At 69.3% G+C, this 14,424-nt stretch carries 13 protein-coding genes and 1 riboswitch; of the genes, 9 read left to right on the forward strand and 4 right to left on the reverse strand.

What is annotated here, in order from left to right; genetic code table 11:
* Nucleotides 1-34 precede the first annotated feature (34 nt).
* Both AC07X5_RS28245 and AC07X5_RS28250 read left to right on the forward strand, forming a co-directional pair.
* Nucleotides 35-1,363, forward strand: a complete 1,329-nt coding sequence (locus tag AC07X5_RS28245) for a cyclic di-GMP phosphodiesterase (RefSeq protein WP_409956146.1) — start codon at nucleotides 35-37, stop codon at nucleotides 1,361-1,363.
* Nucleotides 1,360-3,828: a putative bifunctional diguanylate cyclase/phosphodiesterase gene (locus tag AC07X5_RS28250; protein WP_494772826.1), complete on the forward strand. Its 2,469-nt coding sequence runs from the start codon at nucleotides 1,360-1,362 to the stop codon at nucleotides 3,826-3,828. The genes AC07X5_RS28245 and AC07X5_RS28250 overlap by 4 nt, the downstream gene beginning before the upstream one ends.
* A 23-nt stretch (nucleotides 3,829-3,851) precedes the next feature.
* Here AC07X5_RS28250 and AC07X5_RS28255 read toward each other — a convergent pair whose 3' ends face one another.
* From AC07X5_RS28255 to AC07X5_RS28270, 4 genes are all read right to left on the reverse strand, one after another.
* Complete coding sequence (locus AC07X5_RS28255; protein WP_494772827.1) at nucleotides 3,852-4,667, reverse strand: sulfite exporter TauE/SafE family protein; 816 nt, start codon at nucleotides 4,665-4,667, stop codon at nucleotides 3,852-3,854.
* Between the two features lie 131 nt (nucleotides 4,668-4,798).
* On the reverse strand, nucleotides 4,799-5,386 hold the full coding sequence (locus AC07X5_RS28260; RefSeq protein WP_409956143.1) for an ankyrin repeat domain-containing protein: 588 nt from the start codon (nucleotides 5,384-5,386) through the stop codon (nucleotides 4,799-4,801).
* A gap of 361 nt (nucleotides 5,387-5,747) precedes the next feature.
* A complete protein-coding gene (locus AC07X5_RS28265) occupies nucleotides 5,748-6,164 on the reverse strand; it encodes a cell division protein ZapA (RefSeq protein ID WP_494772828.1) in 417 nt (138 codons plus the stop codon).
* Nucleotides 6,161-6,385 (reverse strand): hypothetical protein, encoded by a 225-nt coding sequence (locus AC07X5_RS28270; protein WP_007858570.1) that lies wholly within the window; start codon nucleotides 6,383-6,385, stop codon nucleotides 6,161-6,163. The genes AC07X5_RS28265 and AC07X5_RS28270 overlap by 4 nt, the downstream gene beginning before the upstream one ends.
* Nucleotides 6,386-6,421: 36 nt before the next feature.
* Nucleotides 6,422-6,660: riboswitch (cobalamin riboswitch) on the forward strand.
* Between the two features lie 88 nt (nucleotides 6,661-6,748).
* Here AC07X5_RS28270 and AC07X5_RS28275 point away from each other — a divergent pair.
* The 7 genes from AC07X5_RS28275 to AC07X5_RS28305 are packed head-to-tail and all read left to right on the forward strand — an operon-like array spanning nucleotide 6,749 to nucleotide 14,055.
* Nucleotides 6,749-8,623 carry a TonB-dependent receptor domain-containing protein gene (locus AC07X5_RS28275; RefSeq protein WP_494772829.1) on the forward strand — a complete coding sequence of 625 codons (1,875 nt, stop codon included), beginning with the start codon at nucleotides 6,749-6,751 and terminating at the stop codon, nucleotides 8,621-8,623.
* A gap of 41 nt (nucleotides 8,624-8,664) precedes the next feature.
* Nucleotides 8,665-10,032: a cobyrinic acid a,c-diamide synthase CobB gene (locus AC07X5_RS28280; RefSeq protein WP_494772830.1), complete on the forward strand. Its 1,368-nt coding sequence runs from the start codon at nucleotides 8,665-8,667 to the stop codon at nucleotides 10,030-10,032.
* Nucleotides 10,029-10,619, forward strand: a complete 591-nt coding sequence (locus tag AC07X5_RS28285; protein WP_494772831.1) for a bifunctional adenosylcobinamide kinase/adenosylcobinamide-phosphate guanylyltransferase — start codon at nucleotides 10,029-10,031, stop codon at nucleotides 10,617-10,619. The genes AC07X5_RS28280 and AC07X5_RS28285 overlap by 4 nt, the downstream gene beginning before the upstream one ends.
* The gene (locus AC07X5_RS28290; RefSeq protein WP_494772832.1) at nucleotides 10,619-11,524 is read left to right on the forward strand and encodes an ABC transporter substrate-binding protein; all 906 of its coding nucleotides are present in this window, start codon (nucleotides 10,619-10,621) and stop codon (nucleotides 11,522-11,524) included. Before AC07X5_RS28285 ends, AC07X5_RS28290 begins: the two co-directional genes overlap by 1 nt.
* Nucleotides 11,521-12,555, forward strand: a complete 1,035-nt coding sequence (locus AC07X5_RS28295; protein WP_409956137.1) for a FecCD family ABC transporter permease — start codon at nucleotides 11,521-11,523, stop codon at nucleotides 12,553-12,555. The genes AC07X5_RS28290 and AC07X5_RS28295 overlap by 4 nt, the downstream gene beginning before the upstream one ends.
* Nucleotides 12,552-13,325, forward strand: a complete 774-nt coding sequence (locus tag AC07X5_RS28300; RefSeq protein WP_409956136.1) for an ABC transporter ATP-binding protein — start codon at nucleotides 12,552-12,554, stop codon at nucleotides 13,323-13,325. Before AC07X5_RS28295 ends, AC07X5_RS28300 begins: the two co-directional genes overlap by 4 nt.
* 52 nt (nucleotides 13,326-13,377) lie before the next feature.
* Complete coding sequence (locus AC07X5_RS28305) at nucleotides 13,378-14,055, forward strand: energy-coupling factor ABC transporter permease (RefSeq protein ID WP_494772833.1); 678 nt, start codon at nucleotides 13,378-13,380, stop codon at nucleotides 14,053-14,055.
* Nucleotides 14,056-14,424: the final 369 nt, after the last annotated feature.

Raw genomic sequence — 14,424 nt, forward strand, 5'->3', positions numbered from 1 at the left:
GATGCCGCCATGCTTCCTCACGTATGCCCTTAGTGTGAATTCCTCCGTCCTCATCGATATCCGCCAGCTGCGCATCGGCATGTACATCCAGCTCGACCTGGGCTGGATGCACCATCCGTTTCCGGTGAGCAGCTTCCGGGTGGCGTCGGCCGAACAGATTGCCACCTTGCGCGAACTGGGGCTGACCGAGGTGCGCTACGTTCCCAAGAAAAGCGACCCCGACCTGCGCGAGCTGCCCCTGCCGCTGGTGGGCAACCCCGGCGAGGCGCAGCCCGCCGACGCTCCAGGCGCCGTGCGGGAGGCGACGGCCCCGGCGCCGCTGGCCACGCCAACGGACGCCGCGGTGGATGAAGCCGCCGCCCGCCGGCGCCAGTTGCTGGAGGCGCAGAACCGTGCCCTGGCCCAGTGCAACCAGCGCTTTGGCGAGGCCACGCGCCGTTATGTGGCGCTGGAAAAGGTGGTCGTGGACCACCCCGAGCGTGCCCGCACCGAGGGCGAGGTGCTGGTCGCCGGCTGCGTGAACGACCTGCTCAACAACGGCGATTCGGTGATCCGCCTGCTCTCCGAAGGCGTCGGCGAGCCTGGCGCCCTGCACCCGGTGAACGTGCTGGTGGTCTGCCTGCTGCTGGGCAAGGCCTTGGGCATGAAGGCCGAGGAGCTGCAGGACCTGGGCGTGGCGGCATTGGTGCACGACGTGGGCAAGCTGCGCCTGGCCGACGTGCACAAGAATGCCCAGCCCCACATGCCAGCCCCCGACCGCGCCCGCTACGAAGGCCATGTGCGCGAATCCGTGGCGTTGGCGGGCCGCATGGGCCTGGGCAAACCGGTGCTGCTGGCCATTGCCCAGCACCATGAAATGGTGGATGGCAGCGGCTTTCCCATGCGGCTCACGGCGCACGACCTTTCGCGCGCCGGCCAGGTGCTGGCCTTGGTCAACCACTACGACCGCCTGTGCAGCCCCGGCAGCGGCATGGGCGGGCTGACCCCGCACGAGGCGCTGTCGGTCATCTTCGCCCAGCACAAGGCGCGTTTCGACGCGGTGGTGTTGGGGGCCTTCATCCGCATGATGGGGGTGTACCCGCCGGGCTCCATCGTGCAGCTGGTCAACGACCGCTATGCCATCGTGGCCTCGGTCAACTCATCGCGCCCCCTGCGCCCCAAGGTCATCGTGCACGACCCGCGCGTGCCCAAGGACGAGGCGCCCATCCTTGATCTGGAGACGGTGCCCGAGCTCGGCATACGCCGCAGCCTCAAGCCCGCCCAGCTGCCGCGCGAGGCGCTCGACTACCTGTCGCCGCGCAAGCGCATCTGCTACTTCTTCGAACGCGCCGTGGCCCCTGTCCCCGAAGAGGGTGGAGCGTGATCCGGCCGCTGCCGCAGGCATGGATCGACGGTTTGCTGGAGGCGGTGTGGCTCGTCGATGAAAAGACGCTGCACATCCTGGCCGCGAACCAGGCGGCCGAGCAACTGACGGGCCTGTCCATCGCCGACATGCATGGCATGCCGGTGACCCAGCTGGCCGCGACGCCGCAGGACATGGTGTTCTGGAGCCAGCCCGCGGCGGTGGTGGCCGATGGCATCCACTCCCACACCAGCGTGCTGCATGCCACCGGCATCCTGGTGGCGGTGGAGCGGCGCGTGACGCGCGTGCCTCGGCTCGAAGGCGGCACTGCCTTTCTCGTCACCATGGTGGACCGCAGCCACCAGCAGGCCACCGAGCGCGAGCTCGAAACCCTGCTGGCCGAACTGCGCGCCACGCTCGACTCCGCTGCCGACGGCATGCTGGTCTGCAGCCTGGACGGGCGCGTGCGCGCCTTCAACCAGCGCCTGGCCCAGCTGTGGAACGTGCCGGCCCCGCTGCTGGTGCGGCGCGACGACGAGGCCCTGTTTGCCCACATGGCCGACCAGGTGGCCGATGTGCCGCTCTACATGGAGCGGCTGGCGGCCATCGGCGCCGAGCCCATGCAGGAGAGCATCGACATCATCACGCTGCGCAACGGCATGAGCATCGAACGCCGCTCGGTGCCCCAGTTCAGCCAGGGGCGTGCCGTGGGGCGGGTGTATTCCTTCCGCGACATCACGCGCCAGCACGAGGTGCAGGCCAGCCTGCGCCTGGCGGCGCGGGTGTTCGAGTCGAGCATGGACGCGATCTTCATCGCCGACAGCCAGCACCGCCTGATGCGCATGAATCCCGGCTGCGAGCGCCTGGTGGGCAAGACCGCGCGCTCCTTCGAGGGCGCGGCTGCGGCCTCGCTGTTCGGCGGCGGGCCCGACGCGGACTTCATGGCCCAGGTGGAGGCTGGCTGGGCACGCGACGGCTTTTGGGAGGGTGAGCTGTGGCTGCCGCGCGAGAACGATGCCTATTGCGCCGTGCAGCTGTCCTGGGTGGCGCTGCGCGATGACGAGGACCGGCTGGTGCAGAGCATCGGCTTCATGCGCGACCTCACGCTGCAGCATGCCGCACAAAAGCGCATCGAGGAGCTGGCCTACAGCGACGTGCTGACCGGCCTGCCCAACCGCCTGCTGCTGTCGCAGCGCGTGGACACGGCGATCCAGGGCGCGCGCCAGACCGACACGGGTTTTGCCATCCTGTTCCTGGACCTGGACCGCTTCAAGATCATCAACGACTCGCTGGGCCACCCCTTTGGCGACCGCGTGCTGCAGCTGGTGGCCGGGCGCCTGCAGACCTGCCTGCGCCAGACCGATATGCTGTGCCGCCTGGGTGGCGACGAGTTCGTGATCTACCTGCACGGCGGCGACGCCGTGGTGGCCGAGAGCGTGGCGCGGCGCATCCTCGACGAGATGCTGCGCCCGTTCACGCTCGACAGCATGGGCTTTTCGATCCAGTGCAGCATCGGCATGGCGCTGTACCCGCAGGACGGCGCCACGCTGGACGAACTCATCAAGCAGGCCGACACGGCCATGTACCAGGTCAAGGAGCGCGGCCGGGGCAGCTACGGCTTCTACCAGCCGCAGATGAACGCCAACCTGCTTTCGCGCATGAAGCTGGAGCACGCCATGCGCCAGGCCCTGGGCGAGCAGCGCATGGCCGTGCACTACCAGCCCCAGGTGAGCATGGAGACCGGCGCCATCACCGGTGCCGAGGCCCTGATCCGCTGGACCGACCCGGAGTTCGGCCCGGTCTCTCCCGGCATGTTCATCCCGCTGGCCGAAGAATCGGGCTACATCGTCACGCTGGGCGCCTGGGTGATGGAGCAGGCGGTGCGCGAGGCCGCGGCCTGGATCCACGGCGGCCATCCCATCGTGGTGTCGGTCAATGTCTCGGCGCTCGAATTCCGCCAGCCCGACTTCGTGGACCGGCTCACGCGCCTGCTGGCCGTGCACCAGTTGCCGCCCACCTTGCTGGAACTGGAGCTGACCGAGACCATCCTGCTGCAGGATGCTGCCGAGATGGAGCAGCGCCTGCACGAGCTGGCGCGCCTGGGCGTAAGCCTGGCCATCGACGACTTCGGCACCGGCTATTCGAGCCTGGCCTACCTCAAGAAGCTGCCCATCCACAAGCTCAAGGTGGACCAGTCCTTCGTGCGCGGCCTGCCCGACGATGATGGCGACCGCGCCATCGTCAGCGCCATCATCAGCATGGGCCGCGCCATGCGCATCGAGGTGGTGGCCGAAGGGGTGGAGACCGAAGTGCAGCGCGCCGTGCTGGCGCAGATGCAGTGCGATCATTACCAGGGCTTTCTGTGCGCGCCCGGCCTGCCGGCCGAGGACTTCCGCCGCCTGCTGGGCCGGCCGGTGGCTTCACCACCCGGAGTACCGGCACCGCAGCCGGTGGTCGCCAGGCCTGCCCCCGGGCCGCAAGACTGAGCCAATTCCTCCGGCTTGCGGCATCAGATGCTCGTGATGCCCTTGTAAAGCATGTAGGCCGCCAGACAGAAGAGAAGGCTGGCGAACACGCGCTTGAGCTGTTTGACCGGCAGCTTGTGCGCGGCCTTGGCACCCAGCGGCGCGGTGAGCACGCTGCACACGGCGATCACGGCCAGGCCCGGCAGCCAGATGTAGCCCAGCGAGGCCGGCGGCAGGTTCTGCACCGACTGGCCGCTGACCGCGTAGCCCACCACGTTGGCCAGTGCGATCGGAAAGCCCAGCGCCGCGCTGGTGGCCACCGCGTTGTGGATGGTCACGTTGCACCAGGTCATGAAGGGCACGCTGACAAAGCCGCCGCCCGCGCCCACCAGGCCCGAGAGAAAGCCGATCACGCCGCCGGCGGCGAGTTGCCCTGCCGTGCCCGGCATCTGCCGCGAGGGTGCGGGCTTTCTGTCCAGCAGCATCTGCGAGGCAGAGAAGCTCACGAACAGCGCGAAGAAGATCGCCAGCGCCGAGCCCTTGAGCAGCGCGAACACGCCCAGGCTGGCCGCAAAGCCGCCGATCACGATGCCCGGCGCCAGGCGCTGCACGATGTCCCAGCGCACGGCGCCACGCTGGTGGTGCGCACGCACGCTGGAGACGGAGGTGAAGACGATGGTCGCCATCGAGGTGGCGATGGCCATCTTCACGGCCAGTTCCGGCGCCACCTGGCGCGCGCCCAGGATGTAGGTGAGAAACGGCACCATCAGCATGCCGCCGCCAATGCCCAGCAGCCCCGCGAGAAAGCCCGTGCACAGGCCAAGAACACCGAGTTCAACAATCAGGAGGGGGTCGAGCATGGGGAGGGGATGGGGTTTGGTATGGGCCGCGACGCGCTGCAGAGGGCGCAGGCATTGTAGTGCGCGGGGTCGTGCGGCGCTTGGTGCGCGCGCCTTGCGCAGTGCAGCCCCAGGGCGGCTTCGAGCGGAGTCTAGGGCGTGTTTCCGCGGCGCGCGCCGTAGCGCTTGAGCAGGGCCGCCTTGCCGGGCTCATCGCGTGCGGTGGCGATGTCCAGCGGGGTCTTGCCCGCCTGGTTGCGTGCATTGGCGTCGGCCTTCATCCTGAGCAACTGGGCCATCACGTCCTGCATCTCGGGGTGCTCGGTCGCGGCGTGCAGCGGGGAGTTGCCGCCGTGGTCGCGGGCTTGGATGTTCGCCCCTGCATCGACCAGCAGCTTGGCCATCCCGGGCGATGCCGCCAGATGCAGCGGCGTGGTGCCTTCGCCGTTGGCGGCATTCACGTGGGCGCCGCGCGCGATCAGAAGGCGGGCCATGGCCGTGTGCTCTTCGCCAGCCACGCCGTGCAGCGGTGTGAAACCCCATTGGTCGCCCCGGTTCACGCTGGCCGGGTCGCGCGCCAGAAAGGCCTCGACGGCGGCGCGGTCGTTGAACACGGCGGCGTCGTACAGGGTGGCGTGCTGGCGTGGCCCGGCTTTGCCTGTTTGCGCGCCGGCTGGCGGCGCCCACAGCGCTGGCAGGGCGCAGCACAGGGCAAGGCAAAGGCGGATGCAGGCGCGCATGACAAAGGCTCGGGTGGTGCTTGCAGCATACCGGAGGCCCAAAGAAAAAGGCTGCCGGGTCACTCCGGCAGCCTTTGGGTAGAGGTGTCTGCGGTATTTGCTACCGGGCCTGTCATCCTGAACCGGGGGTTCAGGTGGGCGAGGGCAGCCAGGCGTTGGGTTCATCTGACGCGAGACGATCACGCTCCCCTGGCGATGTACCAAGCCCGTGCTCAGAGAGCATTGGTTCAAGGAAATATAAAACCCGGCGGCACCGCAGACACCTTCATTGTAGGGGCTCCGAAAGCCCCTGAAAGTCGTCGGCGATGTAAAGAAATCTCTGATTTGTAGGCCATTGATAGCCCACGGCCCGGACTGGCTTTTACAGCAGCCGCCCGTCCTCGCCCAGGGCCTGGTCCAGGCGCTGCACCAGGCCTTGCAGGCGCTGCAGTTCGTCGGCGTCGGGTGGCAGCAGCGACTCCTGCACGCCGGGGCCACCGCGGCGTGGCGGTGGCGGGGGAATGTCGTCGCCCACCGCCACGGGCGTGGCCATGGGCACGGGGTGGGGCTGGTCCGCTGCAGCGGCCATGTCGGCGGCCTCGCGGTCGGCGATCTCGAAAGCGAGGTTCAGCGCGGCCAGCACGGCTATGCGCTCGCGCGCACGCACCTTGCCGGCATCGCGGATGCGCGTCATGGCAGTGTCCACGCGCTCCACGGCATCGAGCAATCGGCTCTCGTGCCCCTCGGGGCAACTGAGCAGGTAGCTTTGCTGCAGGATCTGCACCTCGATTTGCTTCATGCGGCGTCTTTCGCGGGAGGGGCCTGGGGCAGGCGCTCTAGCAGGGCGTCCACGCGCGAGCGCGCGGCGGAAAGTCGGGACTTGAGGGAGTCGCGCTCCTGGGTGAGTGCGGCCACTTGCTCGGACAGCAGGGCATTGGTGCGCTGCAGTTCGGCGTGGCGCACCAGGAGCCGCTCCACGCGCTCGGCGATCTGGTCGGTGGTCGATGGTGTTGTTGCCATACAGCCACCGATTGTAGGACGGCGGGTTGTAATCGGTCGTAAAATCACCCTGTTGGTGCTCGCGGTGTGGTTCACATGCCGCAGTTCAACGGGAAGCAGGGAGGTGGCGCCACGCATGGCGCGCCGAGCCTGCGCTGCCCCCGCAACGGTCAGCGGACGAAGCCTTCGGGCTTCTCTCTCCAGCCACATGCCACTGGGTGCCTTGAACAAGCACCTGGGAAGGCGTTGGGGAGTGTTCCGCCAGCCCGGATACCGGCCAACACGGTGGCTGTGTGCGTCCTGAAAGGGATTGCGCGCAGCCGTATCACCCATTTCGCTGGCGGGAGGCCGGCACGGGTTTTTTGCTTGCCGATGATCCGCCCCATGAAGATCCGTACCCCCCGTGCGCGCATTGCCGCGTCCCTGTGCCTGCGCCCTGCGCTCGTGTCCCTGGCCGTGCTCGGCGCCTGCGCCGCCCAGGCCCAGCAGAACGGTTCCACGCCCATCCTGATCGCGCAGAACCTGCGCGCACCCTCCATGGCCGAGACCGTGGTGACCGCCACGCGCACGCCCCAGCCCCTGTCCGATCTGGTGGCCGACGTCACCGTGATCGACCGCGAGACCATCGAGACCAGCGGCGCCACCGGCCTGGCCGACGTGCTGGCGCGCGTGCCGGGCATCGAGATCTCGCGCAACGGCGGCCCGGGCACCACCACCAGCGTGTTCCTGCGCGGTGCCGAGTCGCGCTTCACGGCCGTCTACATCGATGGCGTGCGCATCGACTCGCAATCCACCGGCGGCGCCGCGTGGGAGTCGGTGCCGCTGGCGCAGATCGACCGCATCGAAGTGCTGCGCGGCCCGGCCGGCGCGGTCTACGGCTCCGACGCCATGGGCGGCGTGGTGCAGATCTTCACCAAGCGCGGCGAGCAGGGTGTGGCGCCCTATGTGGGCGTCGGCATCGGCAGCCACCGCACCACCAAGGTTGAGGCCGGCGTGAGCGGTGCCAGCGGCACCATCGACTATGCCTTCGGCATTGCGCGCGAGGAGAGCAAGGGCTTCAACGCGCGCACCACCGCCACGGCCAACCCCGACCGCGACGGCTACGACAGCACCTCGGCCAACGCCCGCGTGGGCCTGCAGCTCAACGCCGCGCACCGGCTCGAAGCCACGTTGCTCAGCAACGACATGGACAGCGGCTACGACACCAGCCCCACGGCCGACGACCGCAACCTGCGCAAGCTGCATGCCCTGGGCCTGAACTGGCAGGCGCAGTGGAGCACTGCGTACAAGACGCGCGTGCAGGTCACCGATTCGCGCGACCAGTACGAAACCCGCCCCTCGCCCTACCTGACCGAGACACGCCTGCGCGGCTACCTGTTCCAAAACGAATGGCGCCAGGGCCCGCACCTGCTGACGGCCGCGCTGGAGCGCCGCGAAGACCGGCTGGAGAACGCCCCCATCGACCGCAAGCGCTCGCAGGACGCATTGGCCCTGGGCTATGGCTACACCGCCGGTGCCCACACGCTGCAGGCCAATGTGCGCCACGACTCGGACAGCGAGTTCGGCGGCAAGGGCACGGGCAGCCTGGCCTATGGCTTCAGCTTCGCCCCGCAGTGGCGCGCCACGGCCTCGGTGGGCACGGCCTTCCGCGCCCCCACGCTGTACCACCGCTTCAGCGAGTACGGCACGGGCCGCCTGAACCCCGAAAGCAGCCGCAATGCCGAGCTGGGCCTGCGCTGGGCGCAGGGATCGAGCAGCTTCTCTGTGACGGCCTACCGCAACCGCGTGGAGGACCTGATCGTCTTCGGCGCGGCAGGCCCCTGCCCGTCGAGCTTGGGCTGCTACGCCAACGTCGCACGCGCCGAGTACAAGGGCGTGACCTTCGCCGGCTCCTACCGGCTGGGCAGCGTGCAGCTGCGCGGCTCGCTGGACCTGCAGAACCCGCGTGACCTGGCCACCGGCAAGATGCTGGCGCGCCGCGCCAAGCGCCACGGCACCCTGGGCGCCGACACGCAACTGGCCGGCTGGACGGTGGGCGCCGAAGTGCAGGCCTCGGGCCGCCGCTTCGACAACGCCGCCAACACGCTCAACCTGGGCGGCTATGCGCTGGTGAACCTGTACGCCAGCACGCGCATCGCGCGCGACTTCACGCTGGTGGCGCGCCTCGACAACGCGGCCGACAAGCAGTACGAACTGGCCCGCACCTATGCCACGCCAGGCCGTGTGGCTTACCTGGGCGTGAAGTGGGCACCGAAATAAGCAAGCGAGTAAGTGAGAGGGAAGGGGAGAGTGGCAACGAGATGGTCACCCTGGCACGCTGTCCGGCGATATTGATCGCCGCCCCGGCATCGGGCCAGGGCAAGACCACCGTCACCGCGGCCCTGGCGCGCCTGCATGCGCGCCAGGGCCGGCGGGTGCGGGTGTTCAAGTGCGGGCCGGATTTTCTCGACCCGCACTGGCACCAACTGGCCAGCGGCGCGCCGGTGGACCAGCTCGACCTGTGGATGAACGGCGAGGCCGATTGCACACAGCGATTGCACGAGGCTGCGCGTGAGAGCGACCTGGTCCTCATCGAAGGCGTCATGGGCCTGTTCGACGGCACGCCGAGCGCGGCCGACCTGGCGCAGCGCTTCGGCGTGCCCGTGCTCGCCGTGGTCGATGCCTCGGCCATGGCCGGCACCTTCGGTGCGCTGGCCTTCGGCCTGCGCCATTACCGCGCGAACATGCCCTGGGCCGGTGTGCTGGCCAACCGCGTGGGATCGGAGCGGCATGCACAGATGCTGCGTGAAGGCTTGCAGGACGCTGCCGACTGGATGGGCGCGTTGGCGCGTGTGGCTCCTGGTGATGTCGCGGCCAAGGCATCGGCCCCGCTGCTGCCCGAACGCCACCTGGGCCTGGTGGTGGCGCACGAACTGGGCGATGCCCTGCAGCGCCTGGACGCCGCGGCCGATGCGCTGGCCGCCACGCCCCTCGGGCAGATGGGCCTGGACGATCTGCAGCGCTGGGCGGTGGATTTCCCTGCGCCCGCATCGCCCACCCCTGTTGCGCCACTGCTCGCCGGCCGCACCGTGGCCGTGGGCCGCGACGAGGCCTTTTGCTTCCTCTACAGCGCCAACCTGCAGTGCCTCACGCAGATGGGCGCCCAGGTGGTGTTCTTCTCTCCCTTGCACGATGCAGCGCTGCCCGCCTGCGATGCGGTGTGGCTGCCCGGCGGCTACCCCGAGCTGCATGCCGCCCGCATCGGGGCCAACACCGCCATGCAGGCCAGCCTGCGTGCACACGCCTCGGCGGGCAAGGCGCTGTGGGCAGAATGCGGCGGCATGATGTCCTTGTTCGAATCGATCACCCTGGCCGACGGCAACACGCAGCCGCTGTGGGGCCTGCTGCCCGGCCGCGTGGCCATGCACAAGCGCCTGGCCGCGCTGGGGCCGCAGCAGCTCATGGTGGCGGGCCACACGCTGCGCGGCCACACTTTTCATTACTCCACCGCGCAGAGCACGGCGCAAGTCGTGGGGCGCACCGCGCGCCCGGATGCCGTGCCCGCGCCGGATGCCGGCGAGGCCTTGTACCGCCACGGCAGCATCCACGCGAGCTATTTCCATGCCTGGTTTCCATCAGCGCCTGCGGCCGTCGTACACCTGCTGGGCGGGGAGGGTGCCGCAGCATGAGCGCCATCGTTTCCGAACTGATCCTGGGCGGTCAAAAAAGCGGCAAGTCGCGCCGTGCCGAGTTGATCGCGCGCGATTGGCTGGCGCAGTCGCCGGACCATGGGGCGGTGCTCATCGCCACTGGGCAGGCCTGGGATGACGAGATGCAGGGGCGCATCGCACGCCACCAGCGCGAGCGCGCCGAGCGCGTGCCCGGCCTCGCCACGCTGGAGGAACCGCGCGACCTGGCGGCTGCGCTGCGCGAGCGCAGCCGTGAGCAAACCTTGATCGTGGTCGACTGCCTGACCCTGTGGCTCACCAACTGGACCATGCCGGTCGGAGCGGAGGCCATGGACGCGCAGGAACGCGAAGCTCTGGCGCAGGCCTGGGCCGCACAGCGCCAGGATTTCATCACCGCAATGCAGGAAGCCCCCGGCCCCGTTGTTCTGGTGGGCAACGAAATCGGCCTGGGGGTCATTCCCCTGGGGCGCGAGGTGCGCGCCTTCGTTGATGCGCTGGGTGTGCTCAACCAGTGCGTGGCGGCAGTCTGCCCGCGCGTGACCCTGATGGCAGCCGGGCTGCCGCTGACCCTGAAGGAGCCGCGCTGATGGAGCCGACGCCGACCCCTGTGCGCCGCATCCTCTGGGTGATCGCCATCCTCCTGGTGCTGCTGTTGGTGATGGCAGGCCTCGCGCGTGCCGAGCCCGTGCAGGTCAAGGACGACCGGGGCCGCGTGGTCGTGCTGCCCCAGCCGCCGCAGCGCATCGTCTCGCTGCTGCCCTCGCTGACCGAGAGCGTCTGCGAGCTCGACCAGTGCCACCGCCTGGTGGGGGTGGACCGGTATTCCAACTGGCCCGAATCGGTGGCCCGGCTGCCCAAACTGGGCGGCGGGATCGATCCGAGCATCGAGGCCATCGTGGCCGTGAAGCCCGATGTGGTGCTGCTCGCGGCCAGCTCGCGCGCCAGCGACCGGCTCGAAGCCCTGGGACTCAAGGTCGTGGTGCTGGAGCCCAAGACCCATGCCGACGTGCGCCGCGTGCTTGGCGTGGTGGGCCAGGTGCTGGGCGTGCCCCAGGCCGAAGGTGCCGACCGCCTGTGGCGCGTGATCGACGCCGCCGTGCGGGCGGCAGCTCAGTCGCTGCCGCCCAAGGCGCGTGGCACGCGCGTGTATTTCGAGGTGAGCCGCGGGCCGTATGCGGCCAGCGAGGCCTCCTTCATCGGCGAATCGCTTACGCGCCTGGGCGTGCGCAACGTGGTGCCCGCGTCGCTGGGCCCCTTCCCCCGGCTGAACCCCGAGTACGTCGTGCGCGCCAACCCCGATGTGCTGATGATCGGCAACAGCAGCATGCAGAGCATGGTGCCGTACCCCGGCTGGGCCACCATGCGCGCGGTGCGCGAGAACCGAGTGTGCGTGTTCGGCCCCGGCGATGCCGAGGTGGTGGTGCGCCCCGGCCCGCGCATGGCCGAGGCCGCGCGCATCATGGCGCGCTGCCTGACGGAAAAAGCGCGATGACTGCCGAGAAGACCTTGATGCCCTCGGCTGCCGGCCGACGCCGCGCCGCCTGGTGCGTGCTGTGGCTGGGCCTGGCCAGCGTGCTGCTGCTGGTGCTGGGCACCGCCGTGGGCAGCACCGGGCTGGAGAGCCTCACGCACATGGGTGACGACCCGGTGGCGCGCCAGATCGTCTGGGACATCCGCCTGCCGCGGACCCTGGGCGCCTGGCTGGCCGGTGCGCTGCTGGGCCTGGCTGGCGCGGTGGCGCAGGGCCTGTTCCGCAACCCCCTGGCCGACCCCTACCTGCTGGGCAGCGCATCGGGCGCGGCCCTGGGCGGCGCGGTGGCCATGGCGATGTTTGGCGTCTCGCCCGTGGCGGCGCAGTGGATCGCGCGCATCGGCATCACGGGCATGGCCTTTCTCGGTGCGGCGGGGGCCGTGGTGCTGACCCTGCTGCTGGCGCGCGGCGTGCAGCACACGCTGCGCCTGCTGCTGGCCGGCGTCATCGTGGGCGTGGTGCTGGGCGCCCTGCGCGACCTGGTGGAACTGGCTTCGCCCGACATCCTGCAGGCCATGCAGGCCTTCATCCTGGGCAGCACGGCGTTCGTCGGCTGGATCGCCTGCGTGCTGATGGGCGCGGCCTGGGCGCTGTGCGCGCTGCTGGCCTGGGTGCTGGCGCGCGCGCTCGACGGCCTGACCCTGGGCGAGGCCACGGCCGCCAGCCTGGGCCTGCCGCTCGGCCCCATGCGCGCCGGCCTGGTGGCCGCCATGGCGCTGGCCACCGGCACGGCCGTGGCGCAGACTGGGCTCATTGCCTTTGTCGGCCTGGCCGCGCCGCACCTGGTGCGCTCCATCGTGCGCGTCACGCACGAGCGGCACATCCTGCTATCGAGCCTCATGGGTGCGGTGCTGCTGCTGGCGGCCGACATCCTCGCGCGCTGGATGCTGGCGCCGCAGGAGCTGCCCGTGGGCGTGCTCACCGCAGCCCTGGGCGGCACCTACCTGCTGTGGCTGATGCACCGGCGCACCGCGCACGGGGGCGGCCTGTGAAGGGCATCGCGCTCAGCGCCCACCACATCACCGCGCGCGTGGGCGGGGTCGAGGTGCTGCACGGCATCGACCTGCACCTGCCCGAGGGCCGCTGGACCAGCATCGTCGGCCCCAACGGCGCGGGCAAGTCCACCCTGCTCAAGGTGCTGGCCGGCCTGCTGCCGCGCCACCAGGTCGACGGCCAGGTGGCGCTGCTCGGCCGCATGCTCACCCAGGTGCCGGCGCGCGAACGTGCACGCCAGCTGTCCTGGCTGGGGCAGAACGAGGGCTCGGCCGACGATTTGACCAGCTACGACGTGGCCATGCTCGGCCGGCTGCCGCACCAGCCCTGGCTGGCCCCGCCATCGCCCGCCGACCATGCCGCCGTGGAGCAGGCCCTGCGCACCACGCAGGCCTGGGACTGGCGCGACCGCCCCCTGTCGCAGCTCTCGGGCGGCGAGCGCCAGCGCGTGCTGCTGGCCCGCGCCCTGGCCGTGCAGGCCCAGGTGCTGCTGATGGACGAACCCCTGGCCAACCTCGATCCGCCACACCAGACCGACTGGCTGCATACCGTGCGCGCCCTGGTGGCCGGCGGGGCCACGGTGGTCAGCGTGCTGCACGAGATCTCGCTGGCCCTGCATGCCGATGACCTGGTGGTGATGGCCCAGGGCCGTGTCACGCACCAGGGTGGCTGCAACGACGCGGTGACGCACCGCGCGCTGGAGGCGGTGTTCGACCACCGCATTGCGGTGCATGAATTGCTCGGGCAGTGGGTGGCCTTGCCGCGCTGATCCGTTTTTGTTTTTCTTTCTTTCTTTCTGTATTTAACCAAGGAGCCGTGCCATGCACATCGAACCTGGACTGGTGGACACCACCAAGATCTTCCTGAGCTACGCCACGGGCGCGACGGCTTTGTTGTACGCCAGCAAGCTGGCGGTCGACATGGTGAAGAAGGAGGGGCCCGTGGCGCTGCTGTTGCGCTCGATCATTACCACGGCGCTGGTGTTCGCGTTCTTCGAGCTGCTGCCGCACCATCCGGTGGGCGTGTCCGAGGTGCATCTGATTCTGGGTACGACCTTGCTGCTGCTGTTCGGTGCTGCGCCTGCGTGCATCGGCCTGGCGGCTGGCCTGTTGATCCAGAGCGTGTTCTTTGCGCAGCAGGATCTGCCGCAGTACGGGATGAACGTCACGACCTTGCTGGTGCCGTTGTTCGCCACGGCGGCGCTGGCCAAGCGCATCGTGCCGGAGAGCATGGCGTATGTGGACATGACGTATGCGCAGACGTTCAAGCTGTCTGTGGCTTATCAGGGCGGGATCGTGATGTGGGTGGCGTTCTGGGCTATCTATGGTGCGGGTGTGGGGTCTGCGAATCTGGAGAGCATTGCCACGTTTGGCGCTGCGTACATGGCGGTGGTGTTGTTGGAGCCTCTGGTGGATTTGGGTGTGTTGGCGGCTGCCAAGGCGTTGCGTCGTCTTGAAGGCTCTTCTTTCGTTGAGCGTCGGTTGCACCAGGCGGCTTGAGTCTTTTGTTGGCGTCGTTGGCTGTGGGTACTTCTGTTTTCCTGCCTGGGACGGAGGCCGGGTCTCGGCCCGGCGGCCGAGGTACTTGCTCTTTGCTTCGCCAAAGAAAAGTACCCAAAAGAAAGGCGACCCCGCTGCCCGTGTCCCCACTCGCCCGTTGGGCGAGTGGGGCAACCTGCGATGCTCGGTCCTGGGGTGGTGCCGCAGAACTCGCTGCGTTCCCCCTTCGGGCGAACTCCGCTCAAACAGCTGCGGCAAGCCAGATCACGAAGTGCGTGTGTCCTTCGGCACACGCACCCACCCCAGGCCCTGCGCTTCTCGGCACGGTCAGAAGGGGCGGGGGAGCGGGCTCCACTCGGGCCATTGCTT

The organism is Acidovorax sp. GW458-11-26-14-TSB4, from assembly GCF_059423865.1.